The 16,837-nt window shown below is 53.5% G+C and carries 17 protein-coding genes and 1 pseudogene; all 18 read left to right on the forward strand.

Annotated elements, in window-relative coordinates:
* Positions 1-63: 63 nt before the first annotated feature.
* On the forward strand, positions 64-921 hold the full coding sequence (locus ACYQ27_RS05265; protein WP_460041172.1) for an FTR1 family iron permease: 858 nt from the start codon (positions 64-66) through the stop codon (positions 919-921).
* Positions 922-985: 64 nt separating this feature from the next.
* A complete protein-coding gene (locus tag ACYQ27_RS05270) occupies positions 986-1,351 on the forward strand; it encodes a CoA-binding protein (protein ID WP_456452098.1) in 366 nt (121 codons plus the stop codon).
* A 9-nt stretch (positions 1,352-1,360) separates the two neighbouring features.
* Positions 1,361-1,738, forward strand: coding sequence for a DUF302 domain-containing protein (locus ACYQ27_RS05275; RefSeq protein ID WP_456452106.1), 378 nt, complete (start codon positions 1,361-1,363; stop codon positions 1,736-1,738).
* 96 nt (positions 1,739-1,834) lie between these two features.
* Positions 1,835-2,041 carry a heavy-metal-associated domain-containing protein gene (locus ACYQ27_RS05280; RefSeq protein WP_456395137.1) on the forward strand — a complete coding sequence of 69 codons (207 nt, stop codon included), beginning with the start codon at positions 1,835-1,837 and terminating at the stop codon, positions 2,039-2,041.
* The gene (locus tag ACYQ27_RS05285; protein WP_460041173.1) at positions 2,042-2,287 is read left to right on the forward strand and encodes a YHS domain-containing protein; all 246 of its coding nucleotides are present in this window, start codon (positions 2,042-2,044) and stop codon (positions 2,285-2,287) included.
* A 30-nt stretch (positions 2,288-2,317) separates the two neighbouring features.
* Positions 2,318-3,718 (forward strand): mercury(II) reductase, encoded by a 1,401-nt coding sequence (gene merA / locus ACYQ27_RS05290; RefSeq protein WP_460041174.1) that lies wholly within the window; start codon positions 2,318-2,320, stop codon positions 3,716-3,718.
* An 85-nt stretch (positions 3,719-3,803) separates the two neighbouring features.
* A complete protein-coding gene (locus tag ACYQ27_RS05295; RefSeq protein WP_460041175.1) occupies positions 3,804-4,706 on the forward strand; it encodes a DMT family transporter in 903 nt (300 codons plus the stop codon).
* 45 nt (positions 4,707-4,751) lie between these two features.
* Complete coding sequence (locus ACYQ27_RS05300; protein WP_460041176.1) at positions 4,752-5,711, forward strand: extracellular catalytic domain type 1 short-chain-length polyhydroxyalkanoate depolymerase; 960 nt, start codon at positions 4,752-4,754, stop codon at positions 5,709-5,711.
* Between the two features lie 63 nt (positions 5,712-5,774).
* Positions 5,775-6,263, forward strand: a complete 489-nt coding sequence (locus ACYQ27_RS05305; protein ID WP_460041177.1) for a hypothetical protein — start codon at positions 5,775-5,777, stop codon at positions 6,261-6,263.
* A 43-nt stretch (positions 6,264-6,306) separates the two neighbouring features.
* Positions 6,307-7,392 carry an SLC13 family permease gene (locus ACYQ27_RS05310; RefSeq protein ID WP_460041808.1) on the forward strand — a complete coding sequence of 362 codons (1,086 nt, stop codon included), beginning with the start codon at positions 6,307-6,309 and terminating at the stop codon, positions 7,390-7,392.
* A 69-nt stretch (positions 7,393-7,461) separates the two neighbouring features.
* Complete coding sequence (locus tag ACYQ27_RS05315) at positions 7,462-7,812, forward strand: ArsR/SmtB family transcription factor (RefSeq protein ID WP_456395143.1); 351 nt, start codon at positions 7,462-7,464, stop codon at positions 7,810-7,812.
* A 2-nt stretch (positions 7,813-7,814) separates the two neighbouring features.
* Positions 7,815-9,890 carry a heavy metal translocating P-type ATPase gene (locus ACYQ27_RS05320; RefSeq protein WP_460041178.1) on the forward strand — a complete coding sequence of 692 codons (2,076 nt, stop codon included), beginning with the start codon at positions 7,815-7,817 and terminating at the stop codon, positions 9,888-9,890.
* A 64-nt stretch (positions 9,891-9,954) separates the two neighbouring features.
* Positions 9,955-10,212, forward strand: a pseudogene (locus ACYQ27_RS05325) (methyltransferase family protein); the annotation flags it as partial.
* Positions 10,213-10,249: 37 nt separating this feature from the next.
* Positions 10,250-10,909 (forward strand): corrinoid protein-associated methyltransferase CpaM, encoded by a 660-nt coding sequence (gene cpaM / locus ACYQ27_RS05330; RefSeq protein WP_460041179.1) that lies wholly within the window; start codon positions 10,250-10,252, stop codon positions 10,907-10,909.
* A gap of 4 nt (positions 10,910-10,913) precedes the next feature.
* Positions 10,914-12,056: an HgcAB-like fusion protein gene (locus tag ACYQ27_RS05335; protein WP_456452078.1), complete on the forward strand. Its 1,143-nt coding sequence runs from the start codon at positions 10,914-10,916 to the stop codon at positions 12,054-12,056.
* A 131-nt stretch (positions 12,057-12,187) separates the two neighbouring features.
* Positions 12,188-12,673 (forward strand): DUF302 domain-containing protein, encoded by a 486-nt coding sequence (locus tag ACYQ27_RS05340; protein WP_456452076.1) that lies wholly within the window; start codon positions 12,188-12,190, stop codon positions 12,671-12,673.
* 214 nt (positions 12,674-12,887) lie between these two features.
* Positions 12,888-14,576 (forward strand): serine/threonine-protein kinase, encoded by a 1,689-nt coding sequence (locus tag ACYQ27_RS05345; protein WP_460041180.1) that lies wholly within the window; start codon positions 12,888-12,890, stop codon positions 14,574-14,576.
* Positions 14,577-14,761: 185 nt separating this feature from the next.
* Positions 14,762-16,828, forward strand: coding sequence for a heavy metal translocating P-type ATPase (locus ACYQ27_RS05350; RefSeq protein ID WP_460041809.1), 2,067 nt, complete (start codon positions 14,762-14,764; stop codon positions 16,826-16,828).
* Positions 16,829-16,837 lie beyond the last annotated feature (9 nt).

The raw sequence follows: 16,837 nt of genomic DNA on the forward strand, positions 1-16,837 counted from the left end.
ATAAAGTTCATAAGGTCTTCCGAGAGATGTTAGATTGGCCTAAAGATTTTGGAGGTACGTATCATGGATATAGGTGCTTTCCTAATAACATTCAGAGAGGCCCTTGAGGCGGCCATAATAGTGGCGATAATAATAGCATACCTACGAAGAACCAACCGGGCAAACCAGATAAAGGATGTGTGGATAGGAACCGCCCTTTCAGTTGGCGTCAGCGTCCTCCTTGGAATTGGCATACTGAAGTTCTACGGGGGCCTGGCTGAGAAGGAGCTCTTTGAGGGAATAGCCTCGTACCTGGCGGTGATAGTCCTAACCAGCATGATATACTGGATGGCAACCAAAGGAAGGAACATCAAAGCCGAGATAGAGGGCAAGGTGAGCAGATCAATAGCCCCCCTGGCTCTAATAGGATTCACATTCATCGTTGTCTTCAGGGAGGGGCTTGAGACGGTTCTCTTCCTCACGCCCTTCATGACCCGGAACCTGACCGGAACGCTCCTCGGTCTCGTGGCCGGATTGGCGGGGGCGCTCGTGCTGGCGTACCTGATATACGGTGTGGGAATGCGCATAGACCTGAGGAGGTTCTTCTACTTCAGCTCAATACTGCTCGTGTTCGTCGCCGCTGGCCTTGCGGGCTACGGCACTCACGAACTTATCGAGTGGGCTGAGGAGGAGGGCTATTCCTTGGGCGTCTTTGCGAGCACCGCCTACAATCTGGGGATTCCATCAGATAGCATCTGGCACCACAACGGGGCTATTGGTTCGGTCTTCGCGGTGCTCTTCGGCTACTCCGTGAGCATGGAGTGGGGCAGAGTGGTAGTCCAGTTCGGCTATCTCATAACGGCCCTCTACCTCGTGCTCAGGGCCTACGGCAAGGGGCCGGCACTGAACCGCGAGAAAAAGGCCGCGGAGAGCGCGGCCTGAGTTATTCATTTTTGGCCCGCAATGAATAAAAAGGGTGAAATTGATTTCAGCTTAGGTGTGGAGGATGAATGTGGATGGCTTCAGGAGGATAGCCCTCGTTGGAGCAAGCCCTAACTCGGACAAGTACGGAAACATAATCCTGAGGGATTTGATGGGAAAGGGCTTTGAGGTTCTTCCGGTTAATCCCAAGTATGACGAGATTGAGGGACTAAGATGCTACAGAAGCGTTCGGGAACTTCCAAAGGACGTTGACGTTATAGTCTTCGTCGTTCCACCCCATGTGGGGCTTCAGGTCGCAAGGGAAGCCGTTGAAGCGGGTTTCAGAAGGCTCTGGTTCCAGCCGGGGGCGGAGAGCGAGGAAATTAGAGAATTTTTGGAGAGTCAGGGTGTGGAGTACAGCTTTTATAGATGCATAATGGTGGAGACGTAGGTGATGGGGATGGAGTTTTACTATGTTAAGAAATTTGAAAAGGATCTGGACGAGCTCTGGGAGGAGCTCAAAGGGAAGGTGGAGGAAGAGGGGCTCCTCATAGTGGGTGAAAGGATCCCCGTGAGCATAGTGGAGAGGGAAGATGGCATAGTGGCGGACTACCACGTGCTCTTCATATGCGACCGCGATGTTGTGGCGGAGCTCGTCAAACTTGACCCCAACATTGGGGCTTTAATGCCGTGTACAGCGTTTGGCTATGTCAGGGAAGATGGTGTTTACATAGGCATTGGACTTCCAAGCGTTGCCTGGCGAATCGCCGGAGAGGAAGTTGTGGAGCTCACGAGACCTATGGAGGAGAAGCTCAGGGCGATAATAGATTCGCTATGAGTTTGTTAATTTTTAAAGTTCAATCATCTCTCTATTCTCACTTTGGAAAGAATAAGAACAATAAGCTTTCATGCTTAGTTTAGACTGGTGATTCAAATGGCGAAAGTCGTCTTAAACATTAAAAATATGAGCTGCGGGCACTGTGCCATGACAATTAAGAGGGCACTGGAAAAAATCGGGGCCAAGGCAGAGGTTAGCCTGAAAGAGAAGAAAGCGGTTGTTGAATACGATGAATCAAGGCTCAGGGTTGAGGATTTGATTAACGCTGTCTCAAAGTTCGGATACGAAGCGGAGGTGGCTTGAATGCCGATTGATCCGGTCTGCGGGATGGAGGTAAGCGAGGACACAGGGCTCAAGGTCGAGTACGGCGGGAAGGTCTACTACTTCTGCTCCCCGGGGTGCAAGGCGGAGTTCGAGGCAAACCCGGAGAAATACATCGGAATGGAGGGCATGAAAGACCATCACCACTCCCACGGGGGCCACGGCCACTCCCACCACAGCCACCACAGGGGGCACCGCAGGGGCGGATGTGGCCACATGCACTTCTGACCCTTTTTAACATTTTAAGGGGCCGTTGGTATGAAAGAGTATGATTTTCTCATTGTTGGAGGCGGAGCCGCCGGTTTTGCCGCTGCCCTGAGGGCCAACGAGCTCGGTGCAAAGACGCTTATGGTCAACAGGGGGCCGATAGGCGGCACCTGCGTTAACATTGGCTGTGTTCCAACGAAGTATCTCTTAACCGCTCTGGAGCTCAGGAAAAGGGCCCTAACGCACCACTACTCCGGTCTGAGCTTCAGGGTTGAGGAATTCGATTTTAGGAAGCTGTTGGAGGGAAAAGACGAGCTCGTGAAGTTTCTCAGGAGAGAAAAGTATGAGAAGGTTCTGGAAAGTTTGGAGAACGTTGATTACGTTGAAGGATCAGCTAAGTTCATCTCAAACCGCGAAGTCCTTGTGAACGGCGAGAAGGTTGGGTTTAGGAAGGCCCTCATTGCGACAGGGGCAAGGGCGAGGATTCTGCCCATAAAAGGAGTGGAGAATGTCAGGGACAGGATTTTAACGCACGTCGAGGCCCTTGGGCTTAAATATCTCCCGGAGTCGGTTGTGATTATCGGCGGAAGAGCGCAGGCGCTGGAGTTTGCCCAGATCTTTGCGAGGGCCGGGGCAGAGGTGACCATACTCCAGAGGAGCGTCAGGATAATGCCCCGGGCGGAGCCCGAGCTGGCAATAGAGCTTGAGGACATCTTAAGCCAGGAGGGCATTAACGTGAACACCTCCGTGAGGATAAAGGCTCTTGAGAGGGCCGGCGGCAGGGTTAAAGTCCATGCAGAGGTTGATGGAAAGGAAAGGACATTTGAAGGAGAGTACCTTTTCTTCGCGGCCGGAAGGGAGCCCAACACTGAAGGGTTGGGTCTTGAGAACACGGACGTTAGAACCGACGGGAAGGGCTTTGTGATCGTGGATAAAACGCTTAGGGCGGGCCAAAACATCTACGCCGCCGGAGATGTCATAGGTGAGCCCATGCTGGAAACCGTCGCCGCCAAGGAGGGCTTTACCGCGGCGGGGAACGCCCTTGAGGGCAGAAACGTTGAAATGGACTACAGGGTAGTGCCGAGGGTCGTCTTTACGGACCCGCAGCTTGCAAGCGTCGGGCTGACCGATGGGGAGGCGCAAAAGGTCGCGAAGTGTCTGTGCAGCACGGTGGAGTTCTCGAACGTCCCGAAGGCCCTCATCACCGGCGAGGAGAGGGGACTCATAAAGATGGTGGTCGATGCCAGAACGAAGGAAATCCTCGGGGTTCATATCCTCGCCAACAACGCCGCCGAGATGATCCACGAGGCGGTGATGATAATAAGGAACAGGATGACTGTGGATGAGGTCACAGACACCCTCCACGTCTTCCCGACTATGAGCGAGGCCATAAAGCTCGCCGCGCTCTCCTTCAAGGGGGACGTATCAAAAATGCCGTGCTGTGCGATGTGAAGAATCTTTGAACCGTGTGATTCGGTGCTATCTTCTTTCTTTTCGTGTGAATCAACCTTATAAGGCTTTTTTTCAAGGATAATACATGACCCACCACTACGGCTATGTGAGCGCCCTCTCGGCGGCACTGCTCTTTGGAATAAGCTCGACGCTGAATAAAATCGCCCTCAGAAATGTTCATCCGCTGGTTGTGGCGGGAAGCATTTATCTGACAGCTGGAATAGTCTTAATGCTCCTTCGCTTCACGCCGCTTAAGGATAAAATCCTCAAAAGGCTTGAATTTAAAGCTGAGACGCAGGAGTTTTTCTCAAGGCAAGACCTCCTGTTGCTGGCGCTTATAGTTCTCTTTGGTTCTTTTTTGGCTCCTCTTTCGTTCATGTTCGGTTTAAATAAAACGACGGCCGTTAATGCGTCTCTCCTCCTCAATACGGAGACGCTCTTCACGGTTTTAATGGCCATTTTGGTATTCAAGGAGAAAGCTTCAAAGAAAAGCATTCTTGGAATTCTCTTAATCTTAATTGGAGCCGCTGTAATCTCGACGGAGAGCTTTGGAGAGGTGGAGCTGGCTAGGGGCATCCTTGGGAATATTCTAATAATCCTTGCGGGCCTATCATGGGCGGTGGACAACAATTTGAGCAAACTGCTGAGCGTTAAGAGGGATTTGCTGTTGGTAACCTCTCTAAAGGGCCTGTTTGGGGGGAGTGCGCTGTTAATTTTAGCTTCTCTAATTGGAATTCCCCTCTACATTCCTCTCCAGAGCATCCCCTACATACTGACGGCCGGTGCCTTCAGCATAGGCTTTTCCATCGTGCTGTTTTTATTTGCCCTCAGGGAGATTGGAGCCATGAAAACGGGGGCAATTTTTTCGACTTCCTCATTAATCGGCGCCCTCTTTGCCTTTCTGATCCTCGGGGAGAGCTTCACAGCGGTTAAAGCATTTTTCGGCGTTTTGATGTTCCTTGGGGTCTATATTCTCTCCATTGAGTGAGTTGCCACCAAAGGTTCATATATCCCGCCGCACACAGGAATAACCATGAAGCGCTCAAAATACATCCTCCTCTCTGCCGTGCTGTTCCTTCTCCTCCTCGTTTCGTTTGCCCATAGAAAGCCCGCCCTCTACCCCGGTGACATCAGGGGCTCGATTGTGGTGGAGGGCAGGGAGAGAACGTTTATCCTGCACCTCCCCGCAAACTTCTCCCGGGAGAAGTCTTTCCCTCTTGTCATAGCACTCCACGGCGGCGGTGGGAACGGGTACGATATGGAGAGGCTCACAAAAGGGGGACTCAACAGGCTGGCAGATGAGGAGGGCTTTATCGCTGTTTATCCCGATGCCGTCCGAAAGCACTGGAACGACGGGCGCAATCTTTCAGGGTACTACTCCCAAAGGGAGAACATTGATGACGTCGCCTTCATATCGGCGCTTATTGATTATCTCGTCGAGAACTACAACGCAAACGCGGGCAGGGTCTACGTCGCGGGCATGTCAAACGGCGGTTTGATGGCATACCGGCTCGCGTGCGAGGTTCCCGAGAAGCTGAGGGCAATAGCGGTCGTCGGGGTGCCGATGTCGGAGATGCTTTATGAGGAGTGCTCCTCCACCGTGCCCCTCCCCATCATGATAATCCTCGGAACGGACGATCCATTAGTTCCCTGGAACGGCGGCGAGCTCCACTTCGGGCCGGTCAAGCTTGGACGGGTGGTTTCCATCGAAAAGACGGTTGGGTACTGGGCGGTCAGGAACGGCTGCACCATAATGCACGGGCAGGAATACCTTCCGGATGCAGACCCCGAAGATGGAACGCGGGTCTGGGTTGAGAGGTACTCGAACTGCACCGATGAAGCTGAGGTCGTCCTTTACGGCATCGAGGGAGGGGGTCATACATGGCCTGGAGGGTATCAGTACCTCCCCGAAAGGATCATTGGAAAGACGAGCAGGGACATCGATGCGAATAAGATAATCTGGAGATTCTTTGAGGATCATGGACACCCTTAGGTTGCCTTTTCACTACAAAAACGTTATATAGAATGTAGTTCATCATGCTCTGAGGTGTTGGAAATGGTGGCGCCGAGTCCTCCCCCTGTAAGGGGAGTTTGGAGGGAAGGCAGGTCTTCTTTTGACCCTGGTCTTGTCGTAAAAGCCGTTGAAACTGTTAAAGCTGCGATGCCCCTCTTCGCCGCGGGGACACCTTTAATTAGAAGGGGGCCGGCAGGGGAGCTGCACGTTGACGTGCCCGTCATGTACATGAACTTTGCCATAGACAGAATCCACTACGACCCATATTCGGGGGCTCCTTCCCCAAAGGGGAGACCCGTAAGGGCATGGAGGGTTGAGGTTAATCCACAGGACGTCCAGCATGTCGTGGAAAATGCGTTAAAGGAGGCACACGTTATAGAGGCTGCCGAATACAGGGAACCCGAGGATGCGTGGGCTGTCCCGGTAGCATGGAAGGGCATCATAATAATGCACGTCAAGGTTTCCTATAACGGGGAGGAGATAATCCCGGACTACGGTCTCACAGAGGAGATAAGGAGATACATCATGTAAGGAGGCAGAGGATACGTCATTTAATCCCAGAGGGCTCTTTGAGCTGGTAAAACTTTACCTCCGGAGGGAGTGGTTTCTTAGCCTCCTCCTACTGCTCTATGTGGTTCTCTCGCTTGTAGACCCCTCTCTACCCGGAAGAAGCCTCAGGCTTGTGGATTATGAGAGCCTCGCGGCGATAATATCCCTCCTTGTGGTATCCAGAGGAATCGAGCTTTCGGGGATATTCAGCAGAGCTGCTCTGAGGCTGATTAATCTGTCAAAAGGTTCCGAGTGGAGGCTTGTTGCCCTGCTAACTCTCACCACGGCTGTTTCATCGGCGTTCATAATGAACGACACCGCGATGTTTATTTTTGTGCCCCTCGTGGTCATGATATCGAGAATTACGGGCATCCGCATGGGCAGAGCTGTAACGCTCACCGCCATAGCGGCCAATGCCGGCTCCGCTTTAACCCCTATAGGCAACCCCCAGAACATAATCATCTGGAGGACATATAAAATTTCGATCCATACGTTTGTCCTTAGCATGCTCCCTTATATAATCGTCTGGATGGGGATTCTGCTTTTATTTGTGCGTTTAACGGACAGCGGAAAGCATGTTCGGGTTTTTGCAGTGCCCAGAATAAGAATCAACAGGCTGCTGCTGGCAGCATCCGTGGGGCTTCTCATGGTGGATGTGGCTTCCATCCAGCTGGGTCATGCGTTCGTGGGTCTCGCATTAACCCTGGCCGTCCTGAGCCTCATAGGGAGGGAGGCGATACTGTCCATTGATGTTGCATTGATAGCCATTTTTGCCCTGATATTTGTGGACTTTGGGGAAATTTCGATCCTTGTAGCTTCTCTGAGCCACTCACTGATCCGGGGGAACTCTCTGGTGGTTCTTCTGGTGGGGGCGGGCCTGAGTCAGGCGACCAGCAATGTTCCTGCCACGGTCATGCTCCTTCCTGCGAGGCCTCCATGGATTCCGCTGACGCTCGGGGTAAACCTTGGGGGCAATGGGGTAATAATCGGTTCTCTGGCGAATTTTATTGCTCTCCGGATTTCCGGGACCGGAATGAGGGAATTCCACAGATACTCGCTCCCCTATTTTCTTGCTGCATTGGTGGTTACACTGCTTTTCTTCGTGATGTGATCCCCGCCTGTACCATCGTAAGGTTTATAAAACATTTGCACAACTGCTCAAATGTAGAGGTGATTTATGATGACGGAAGTGTGTAAGGTGTATGAGGAACATCTGGATAAAATACTAGAGGCACAGGCAAAAATTCCAGAGGAGGAGACCGTATTGGAAGTGGCGGACTTTTTCAACGCCCTCGGCAACCCGACGAGGCTTAAAATCCTGCTCGCGCTCATGGAGGCGGGAGAGCTCTGCACCTGCGACCTCTCGGCGATAACCAAGCTTTCAGTTTCGGCAATATCCCACCAGCTCCGCATCCTCAAGGACAGAAAAATCGTCACCTACCGCAAGGACGGGAAGAACGTCTTCTACCGTCTCGATGACGAGCATATAACCGAAATCCTGAAGGTTGCGTTAAAGCACATGGAGGAGTGAAGATGCCGAAGAAGTTCAAGCTTGAGGGACTCGACTGTGCGAGCTGCGCCTATGAAATAGAGGAAGCCCTAAAAAAGGAGGGCTTTGAGTTCGCGCTGGTGAACTTTGCCACCAAGGAGGCCGTGATAGAAGGCGACGTTGAGAAGGCTAAAGAGATAATAGAGAGGGTCGAGCCCGGAGTTAAGGTCATTGAGAAGGAGGAGCATGACCATGATCACGGACACGAGCACGGTGAAGGGGACCCCAGAAGGGCGCTCTACTTCATAATCCCGTCGCTCATGCTCTTTGGCATCGGGGTGGTGCTCCGTTATTACTACGGCATGGACAACGCCTTTGTGTTCGGAATCTTCACCGCCAGCTACCTTCTCGTTGGGTGGAAGGTTCTAAGGAGCGCCGTTGTTAATTCCATACACGGCAACCTCTTCGATGAGAACTTTCTCATCGCGGTGGCCACAGTGGGTGCGTTCCTCATCAGGGAGTACCCGGAAGGAGTTGCCGTCATGCTGTTCTACGTCGTAGGCGAGTTCTTCCAGGACATGGCCGTTGACAGGTCGAGGCGCTCGATAAAGGCCCTGCTCGCGCTCAAGGCTGAGTACGCGAACCTCCTGCAGGGGGATAGGGTAGTCCAGGTGAAGCCGGAAGAGCTGAAGGTGGGCGATATAATTCTGATAAAGCCCGGTGAAAAGGTTCCCGTTGATGGAGTGGTCATAGAGGGAACCTCGACGGTTGATACCTCCGCCCTAACCGGTGAGAGCGTCCCGAGGACGGTGAAGGAGGGGGAGGAGATTCTCTCCGGCATGCTCAACCTCAGCGGCGTCCTCAAAGTGAAGGTCGCCAAGGAGCTGAGGGAATCAACCATCTCGCGCATCCTTGAGCTCGTCGAGAACGCGAGCGCGAGGAAGGCCAAGACCGAGAAGTTCATAACGCGCTTCGCCCACTACTACACCCCCGCAGTCGTCGGGCTTGCAGCGCTCGTTGCCATCATTCCCCCGCTCGTCTATGGCGACCCCTTCTCAATCTGGCTGTACAGGGCTCTGGTGCTCCTCGTAATCTCATGCCCCTGTGCGCTCGTGCTGTCGATTCCGCTCGGCTACTTCGGCGGCATTGGAAGGGCCGCAAGGGATGGAATACTCGTCAAGGGCTCCAACTATCTCGATGCCCTTCACGGGGCTACCGTTGTCGCCTTTGACAAGACCGGAACGCTGACAAAGGGCGTCTTCAAGGTCACGAAAATAGAGACGAGGAACGGCTTCAGCGAGGAGGAGATAATAAGGTTCGCGGCTTTAGCGGAGGCCAATTCAAGCCATCCGATAGCGAGGGCGATAAAAGATGCTTATGGAGGGGATATCAAAGAAAACCTCATGGAGTACGAGGAGATAGCGGGACACGGCGTCAGGGCAGAGATAGACGGCGTCGAGGTCATGGTTGGCAACGACAGGCTCCTCCACAGGTTCAACATCGAACACGACACATGCCGCGTCAAGGGGACGGTGGCTCACGTTGTCATCAACGGAAAGTACGCCGGCTACATAATAATCTCGGACGAGATAAAGGAAGACGCTCCCTTGGCAGTAAAAGAGCTCAAGCGCCTCGGCGTTAAGAAGGTCGTGATGGTTACCGGTGACAACAAGGACGTCGCCGCTGAGATAGCGAGGCAGATTGGACTGGACGGGTTCTACGCGGAGCTTTTACCTGAGGACAAGGTTAGGGTCATTGAGGAGCTTGAGGTGGAGAAAGGCGATGGAAAGGTCGTCTTCGTCGGCGATGGAATAAACGATGCGCCTGTCCTGGCCAGGGCAGATGTTGGTGTCGCGATGGGGGCATTGGGCAGTGATGCGGCGATAGAGACGGCGGATGTTGTCATAATGGACGACAAGCCGTCCAAACTGCCAAGGGGCATCAGGATAGCGAGAAAGACGCAGAGGATAGTATGGCAGAACATAATCTTCGCCCTCGGCGTTAAGTTTGCCTTCATAAGCCTCGGAATCCTCGGAGAGGCTACGATGTGGGAGGCGGTCTTTGCGGACGTCGGCGTCGCCCTCATAGCGGTCTTCAACGCGATGAGAATACTGAGGTGATGGGATGCCGTGCCTCCGGCGTCCCTTTGTTTTTTCCCAATAGCCCGGACGGGACACATCGAGGCTCGTCACCACCGGCATCTATAGATACAGCAGGAATCCCCAAAACCTTGGGCTGTTGTTAATTTTCCTGGGGATATCGCTCGCGGGCAGATCCCTCCTCGCGCTTCTGCTCACGGCGGCGTTTGCAATCGGCTTCCATAAATACGTGGTGGAGCTTGAGGAGCCATACCTTGAGCGCGTGTTTGGGGAGGAGTACAGGAGGTATAAGGAGAGAACCCCAAGGTATCTTGGGCTTCCAAAAAAGCCGGAGGAAGTTTAAAATACAGGATGAGCGGATTTTCATACAGGGAGTTTGGATGCCATCGTATGTCCTCATGAGAATACTTGAGTCCTCCCCCGACAGATACGACAGGGGGATTGGAATCCTCACTCTGGGAAGGCTCGATGGGGTCTATGAGAGACTTACATCCTGCATAAAGCCGGGGCAGAGGGTTCTTGACATAGGTTGCGGGACGGGAGCGCTAACGATACGTGCCGCTATGCGGGGCGCACGGGTCAAGGCCATCGACATCAACCCGCGGATGCTTGAAATTGCGGGGAAAAAGATAGAGGAGGCGGCACTCACGCATAGGGTTGAGCTCTGTGAGATGGGGGTTGCGGAGCTTGACACCGAGGCCGCGGAGAGCTATGATGCCGTGATGGCGGGGCTCTGCTTCTCCGAGCTGAGTGAGGACGAATTACGCTATGCCCTGGGGGAGATAATGAGAATACTGAAACCCGGAGGCCTCCTGTTGATTGCGGATGAGGTCGTGCCCCGCAGTCCGTTGAAGAGGGTTATAACACTCCTAATCAGGCTTCCGCTCCTTTTAATCGCCTACCTCCTCACCCAGACCACGACGGGGGCGATAAAGAATCTTCCCGAGAAGGTGGAGGAAGCGGGCTTTATCATGGAGTCCATGAGGCTGAGCCGGATGGAGGACTTTGTGGAGATAGTCGCGAGGAAGCCCGGGGGATGAGGATATGCTCCGCTACATGCTCATCAACATTGTGGGAACGCTTTTGAGGGGTTTTCCCCTCCCCTGCAAAACGGGGCTCGTCAGGATAGGCAACCCCGGCAGGAATTCACCCGTTTTCCTCACGGGCAACTACTGCGTAACGGTTGAGCGCGTGAAGAGGGTTCTTGAAAAGAGCGGTATTGACTGCTACCTCCTCATCGCCAACAGCAGGGGCATAAACGTGTGGTGCTCCGCGGCCGGCGGGCATTTCACAAACCATGACGTCATTTCGGCGTTAAAGACGAGCGGAATTGAAAGGCTCGTGAACCACAGGCGCGTGGTGCTCCCCCAGCTTGCCGCGGCGGGCATCGAGGCGAAAGTAATAGGGGAGAGGACGGGGTGGAGCGTGATATGGGGCCCCGTTTATGCAAAAGATATCCCCAAATTCGTTGAAAATGGCTATAAAAAGTCCCCGAAAATGCGGGAGGTTGAGTTTCCGGCGGTGCAGCGGGTTGAGATGGCGGTTATGTGGGCGTTTCCCTTTTCAATAATCGTCGCTCTCCTTGCGTTTTTCCTCTGGCGCAGTGCTGTGCTCCCCCTTTTCATTCTCAGCTGGCTGCTGCCCTTTTTGATCTTCATCTCATTTCCCGTGTATTCCGGATTGCTGGCCCGTGGGAAGAAAAAAGCCGGATTGAGCAGATACACCATTATCTTTGACTTCAGCAGGCTTCCACTCATCATGGAGGGGGCTTTCCTCCTTCTCCTCGCGGCGTATGGTCTCTTCACGGGAAATTTGAGCTTTGACTTCATCCTCCGCTGGGGTTTCGTGTCCTTCGTCATGGTCCTTCTCGTGAGCATCGATTTAATGGGCAGCACCCCTGTTTACAAGAGCGGCCTCCATGAGGAGCGCCTCTTAAGGGTGGCTCTGGACGAGGAAAAATGCACGGGCTGCGGGGTATGCGTGCAGGTGTGCCCGAGAAACTGCTATGAGATTGATGGAATCGCCCGGATGCCCCGCGCGGGGAAATGCGTTCAGTGCGGTGCGTGCATCGTCCAGTGTCCCTTTGATGCCCTCTTCTTTGAGAGCCCCGATGGGAGGATAATCCCTCCAGAGACGATTAGGAAGTTCAAGCTGAACCTCATGGGGAGGCGGCTTGTGAGGGTGTGAGCATGAGACTGGCTACTTCTGACTTCTTCATGTTAAAAAATTAACCGCTTTTCGTTTTCCTCTCTGTCAAGAGCAACCTTATTAAGCATTGCAGTATAGTAAATATTGACTAAAGAAAAAGGTGATTTGAAATGAATGAAATGGGAAAAGGCAGTATGAAGGGCCGCCACGAGATGAAAGGTGGCTGCAAAGGCCACGGAAAGGGCATGCACAGAGGCCATGCCATGGAGAATGAGGAGTATGCATACGTGCGGGAGGTCGAGCTCGGATTTGACGAGACCGTTGAGCGGGTCAAGGAGGAGCTCAAGAAGGAAGGCTTCGGGGTTCTCAGCGAGATAAAGGTGGATGAGCTCTTCAAGGAGAAGCTCGACCTTGATATGGAGCCCTACGTCATCCTCGGCGCCTGCAACCCGAAGTTCTCAAGCGAGCTCATAGGCATAGACATCAACAGCGGCACATTCCTGCCGTGCAACCTCGTGGTGTACGTGAAGGAAGGGAAGACCTACGTGAGCCTGCTGCTCCCGACGAAGGCCATGAGCATAACCGGGAACGACGAGCTGCTTGAGGTCGCGGCGAAGGTTGAAGAGATACTTAAGGGTGTCGTTGACAGGGTTTGAGCTCCTTTTCTTTTCTTGAAGTTTTTGTTATCCGCCTGAAACGTTATATAGCCCCAGTCCCAGTTAATACAGGGTTTGCGGTCGGTCAAACATCACGGAGTTCATCTTTGCATAGTGGAAATGCTGAACCCGGAAAATCTGCAGAATTGCACCGAAAACATTAACAGGCACATCAGATGTTAAAATTAAAGCCGGAAGAGGTGGAGGGATTGAAATGCACATGGGGCATATATTCGATGATGATCTGGTGGAGGGTGCTGTTAAGCTTTTCATAGTCATCCTTTTCATCTCGCTCATATTTGGAAGGGCGGCGAGCTTCATAATATTCATCGTGATGGTCATGTGGTTTGGACACCTGATAAAACACCTGCTTAAGGACGTTTCCAAGTCAAAGAGAAGATACAAGTACCGCTATCCTAAACCCGCCCCCCCTGTCCCGAGGGAGGACATGAAGGAGCTCCTCCGGAAGTCTCTCATAGTTGATGTTCCGCCGAAGCTTCACGTGGGGGAGGAAGTTCCGGTTACCGTGGGCTTCAGGAATCTCCTACGGGGGACGATAAACGTTGAGGTCGACCTGGGCGACCTGGCGAGGTACTTCGAGCTCAGCTCAACGAGGGTCTACTTCAGGGCTGTCAGGCCCGGGGAGTACGTCTCGCAGACGCTGAGGGCAGTCCCCAGGAGCCCCGGAAAGGTAAGCGCCAGGGTAGCCGTCCGCTCAGGGGCGGTGAGTGCGAAGGTTAAGGTAAAAGCCGAGGTTCTCGAAAGAGTGGAGGATAGGGCGAAGGGTGTTCCTGTTCCGGCTGAGGGTCCGGCTTCCACCTCCCCCCGCACGCCGCTTGAAGAACTCTTTGCCAGATACCGGAAGGTTGAGCCCATAGGCGAGGGCGGCTTTGCAAGGGTCTACCGTGCGGAAAAGCACGACAGGAGCGTCGTTGCCCTAAAAGTTCCAATCAGCCTGACTGAAGAGGGGGGCAAAGCGTTCCTCAGGGAGGTCAGAAACTGGTCGCTCCTCAGCCACCCGAACATAGTCGAGCTCTACGACTACAACATATTTCCCGTCCCCTATCTTGAGATGGAGTACTGCGAGACGAGCCTTGCAAAGCTCGGAAAGCCCATGAGCCCCGAAAAGGCGGCGAGGATAATCTTCGACGTTGCGGAGGGCATTAAGTACGCCCATTCCAAAGGCGTAATCCACCGCGACCTCAAGCCGAGCAACATCCTGCTCAAGGGTGGAAGGGCCAAGGTGAGCGACTGGGGGCTCAGCAAGCTCCTCAAGGAGAGCAGAACGACCCGGGCTGTGAGCTTCACACCGCTCTACGCCGCTCCGGAACAGATAAGCTCCCGCTTTGGCGGAACAGATGAGAGAACCGATGTCTGGCAGATAGGGGCGGTTCTCTACGAGCTCCTGACCGGGAGGCCTCCCTTCGAAGGGGAGGACTTCGTCGAGGTGGCGTCGAAGATAACCCTTGAGGAGCCCGCCCCACCAAGCCAGCTCAACCCCGATGCGAAGCCCCTTGAGCCGGTCGTGATGAAGTGCCTCGCGAAGAGGAAGGAAGAGCGCTACCAGTCGGTTGAGGAGCTCCAGAGGGATTTGGCCGAGTTCCTCGGGAAGAACTACCGCGAGAACCTCAGCAAGAGCGTTTCAATCAACGACCTGTCGAGGAGCGCCTACTACGCGGGCGAGCTGTTCCTCCTGTACCTGAAGCTCAACGACCTTGTTAATGCACTCAAGTACGCCGACGATCTGGCACACTACGCGAGAGGAGACGTGAGAAAAGAGCTGTTGGCCCTGAGGGAGCAGCTCAGGCTCCGCCTTGAGAACGGCCTCGATGTTCCCGAGGAGCTGGTCGAGAAGGCGGAGATAATAGTGCACAGAATAAAGCTTGGATTCAGTGGCGCCTGATACGGCACCGCCAATTCAGCCGGCCGCAGGTTTTAAACCTGTAAAGATTTTGCGGGAAAGATGAAACGCTGAAGGCTATATATTCCCCCTCTTTTATTACTCCACATAAAATCGTGGGGCCGGAAATTTTTCAATTTTGCAGGCAGAAGCGTTAAATACTTTGCAATATTATAATTACTTTGGTGATGCGAATGGAAGAGGATGAGATGCACAAGGGACATGTGCATGAAGAAATGGAGTCCCACACAGAGATGGGCCATGAGATGGAGCATGAACATGGAAAGATGGAGGGCCACAAGCACTCCCACGCGGAGCACCATAAAATGATGATGGAGGATTACAAGAAGAGGTTTATTGTCTCCATGATACTGACGCTCCCGATACTGTTTCTGTCCACCATGATCCAGAAGTTCTTTGGATATACGGTTACATTTCCCGGTGACCACTACGTTCTCTTCGGTCTTTCGGCCATAGTGTACTTCTACGGCGGCTGGCCGTTCCTGAAGGGCATGGTGGATGAGCTGAGAAAGAAGCTCCCGGGCATGATGACGCTGATAGCCCTGGCAATCACGGTTGCCTTCTTCTACAGCGCGGCGGTAACCTTTGGCCTGCCCGGAAAGACCTTCTACTGGGAGCTGGCAACGCTTATTGACATCATGCTCATAGGCCACTACATCGAGATGCGCTCCGTTCTCGGCGCTTCAAGGGCCCTGGAGGAGCTCATAAAGCTCATGCCGACGGAGGCACACCTCGTAACGCCTGAAGGGGTGAGGGATGTTCCGGTCAGCGAGCTGAAGAAGGGCGACGTCGTTCTCGTCAAGCCCGGTGAAAAGATACCCTCCGACGGCATCATAGTTGAGGGGGAGACGAGTGTAAATGAGGCAATGCTGACGGGTGAATCAAAACCTGTCTATAAAAAGCCCGGAGACGAGGTTATCGGCGGTTCCATAAACCTTGAGGGTGCGATAAAGGTCAGGATAGAGAAGACAGGAAAGGACACCTACCTCATGCAGGTCGTTGAGCTCGTCAGACAGGCGCAGGAGACGAGGTCAAGAACCCAGGATCTGGCAAATAGAGCGGCTTTATGGCTTACGCTCATAGCAATAACCGCAGGAACGATAACCCTCGGCACATGGCTTTACCTCGGGGAGCCCTTTGTCTTTGCAATTGAAAGGATGGTTACGGTCATGGTAATCACGTGCCCGCACGCCCTTGGCCTGGCGGTTCCTCTCGTGGTTTCGGTCTCAACCTCAATCTCGGCGAGAAAGGGGATACTGATCAGGAACAGGGAAGCCTTTGAGAGGGCGAAGGACGTGCAGGTTGTTGTGTTTGACAAGACAGGGACGCTCACTGAAGGAAAGTTTGAGGTTACGGAGATAATCCAGCTGGGCGAGCTTGGAGATGAAGAGATTCTGAAGTACGCTGCTGCCCTTGAGGCCCAGTCAAGCCACCCCATAGCCCAGGGAATTGTTGAGAAGGCCAAGGAGCTCGGGCTTGAGCTTTACGATGTTGAGCAGTCCAAAGTTCTTCCGGGCAAAGGTGTCCAGGGCGTCATCAACGGAAAGGAAGTTCTCGTCGTAAGCCCGGGATTCCTGAAGGAGAACGGCCTGTGGAGGGAGGACGAGCGCGTTAACAGGGTTCTGGAGCAGGGCAAGACCGTTGTCTTCCTGGTCATCGATGGAAAGCTCGCAGGTGCTCTGGCTTTAGCGGACAGGATAAGGCCCGAATCAAGGGAGGCCGTGAAGAGGCTCCACGAGATGGGCATAAAGGCATACATGCTCACCGGCGACAACGCCAAGGTTGCGAAGTGGGTTGCTGAGGAGCTCGGCCTCGATGGGTTCTTTGCAGAGGTCTTGCCCCACCAGAAGTCGGAGAAGATTAAGGAGCTCCAGGAGCAGGGTTACACGGTGGCAATGGTCGGCGACGGTATAAACGATGCCCCGGCTCTGATTCAAGCTGATGTTGGAATAGCCATCGGGGCAGGAACTGACGTGGCGATAGAGAGCGCCGACATAATTCTCGTCAAGAACGACCCGAGGGACGTTATAACGGCAATACACCTCGCAAGGGCTACCTATAAGAAGATGGTTCAGAATTTGGCATGGGCAACAGGATACAACACCTTTGCAATTCCTCTGGCTGCGGGTGTCCTCTACAACTATGGGGTACTGTTAAGTCCAGCCGTAGGTGCTTTGTTAATGAGCTTGAGCACGGTGATAGTGGCTATAAACGCGAAGTTCTTGAAGGTCTGATGACCTTCT

It is taken from the genome of Thermococcus atlanticus, from assembly GCF_054657855.1.

What these genes read in the sequence shown, in the direction of transcription:
- ACYQ27_RS05265 (WP_460041172.1), top strand. Translation starts at nt 64, where the DNA reads ATGGATATAGGTGCTTTCCTAATAACATTCAGAGAGGCCCTTGAGGCG.
- ACYQ27_RS05270 (WP_456452098.1), top strand. Translation starts at nt 986, where the DNA reads ATGAATGTGGATGGCTTCAGGAGGATAGCCCTCGTTGGAGCAAGCCCT.
- ACYQ27_RS05275 (WP_456452106.1), top strand. Translation starts at nt 1,361, where the DNA reads ATGGAGTTTTACTATGTTAAGAAATTTGAAAAGGATCTGGACGAGCTC.
- ACYQ27_RS05280 (WP_456395137.1), top strand. Translation starts at nt 1,835, where the DNA reads ATGGCGAAAGTCGTCTTAAACATTAAAAATATGAGCTGCGGGCACTGT.
- ACYQ27_RS05285 (WP_460041173.1), top strand. Translation starts at nt 2,042, where the DNA reads ATGCCGATTGATCCGGTCTGCGGGATGGAGGTAAGCGAGGACACAGGG.
- merA (WP_460041174.1), top strand. Translation starts at nt 2,318, where the DNA reads ATGAAAGAGTATGATTTTCTCATTGTTGGAGGCGGAGCCGCCGGTTTT.
- ACYQ27_RS05295 (WP_460041175.1), top strand. Translation starts at nt 3,804, where the DNA reads ATGACCCACCACTACGGCTATGTGAGCGCCCTCTCGGCGGCACTGCTC.
- ACYQ27_RS05300 (WP_460041176.1), top strand. Translation starts at nt 4,752, where the DNA reads ATGAAGCGCTCAAAATACATCCTCCTCTCTGCCGTGCTGTTCCTTCTC.
- ACYQ27_RS05305 (WP_460041177.1), top strand. Translation starts at nt 5,775, where the DNA reads ATGGTGGCGCCGAGTCCTCCCCCTGTAAGGGGAGTTTGGAGGGAAGGC.
- ACYQ27_RS05315 (WP_456395143.1), top strand. Translation starts at nt 7,462, where the DNA reads ATGACGGAAGTGTGTAAGGTGTATGAGGAACATCTGGATAAAATACTA.
- ACYQ27_RS05320 (WP_460041178.1), top strand. Translation starts at nt 7,815, where the DNA reads ATGCCGAAGAAGTTCAAGCTTGAGGGACTCGACTGTGCGAGCTGCGCC.
- cpaM (WP_460041179.1), top strand. Translation starts at nt 10,250, where the DNA reads ATGCCATCGTATGTCCTCATGAGAATACTTGAGTCCTCCCCCGACAGA.
- ACYQ27_RS05335 (WP_456452078.1), top strand. Translation starts at nt 10,914, where the DNA reads ATGCTCCGCTACATGCTCATCAACATTGTGGGAACGCTTTTGAGGGGT.
- ACYQ27_RS05340 (WP_456452076.1), top strand. Translation starts at nt 12,188, where the DNA reads ATGAATGAAATGGGAAAAGGCAGTATGAAGGGCCGCCACGAGATGAAA.
- ACYQ27_RS05345 (WP_460041180.1), top strand. Translation starts at nt 12,888, where the DNA reads ATGCACATGGGGCATATATTCGATGATGATCTGGTGGAGGGTGCTGTT.
- ACYQ27_RS05350 (WP_460041809.1), top strand. Translation starts at nt 14,762, where the DNA reads ATGCGAATGGAAGAGGATGAGATGCACAAGGGACATGTGCATGAAGAA.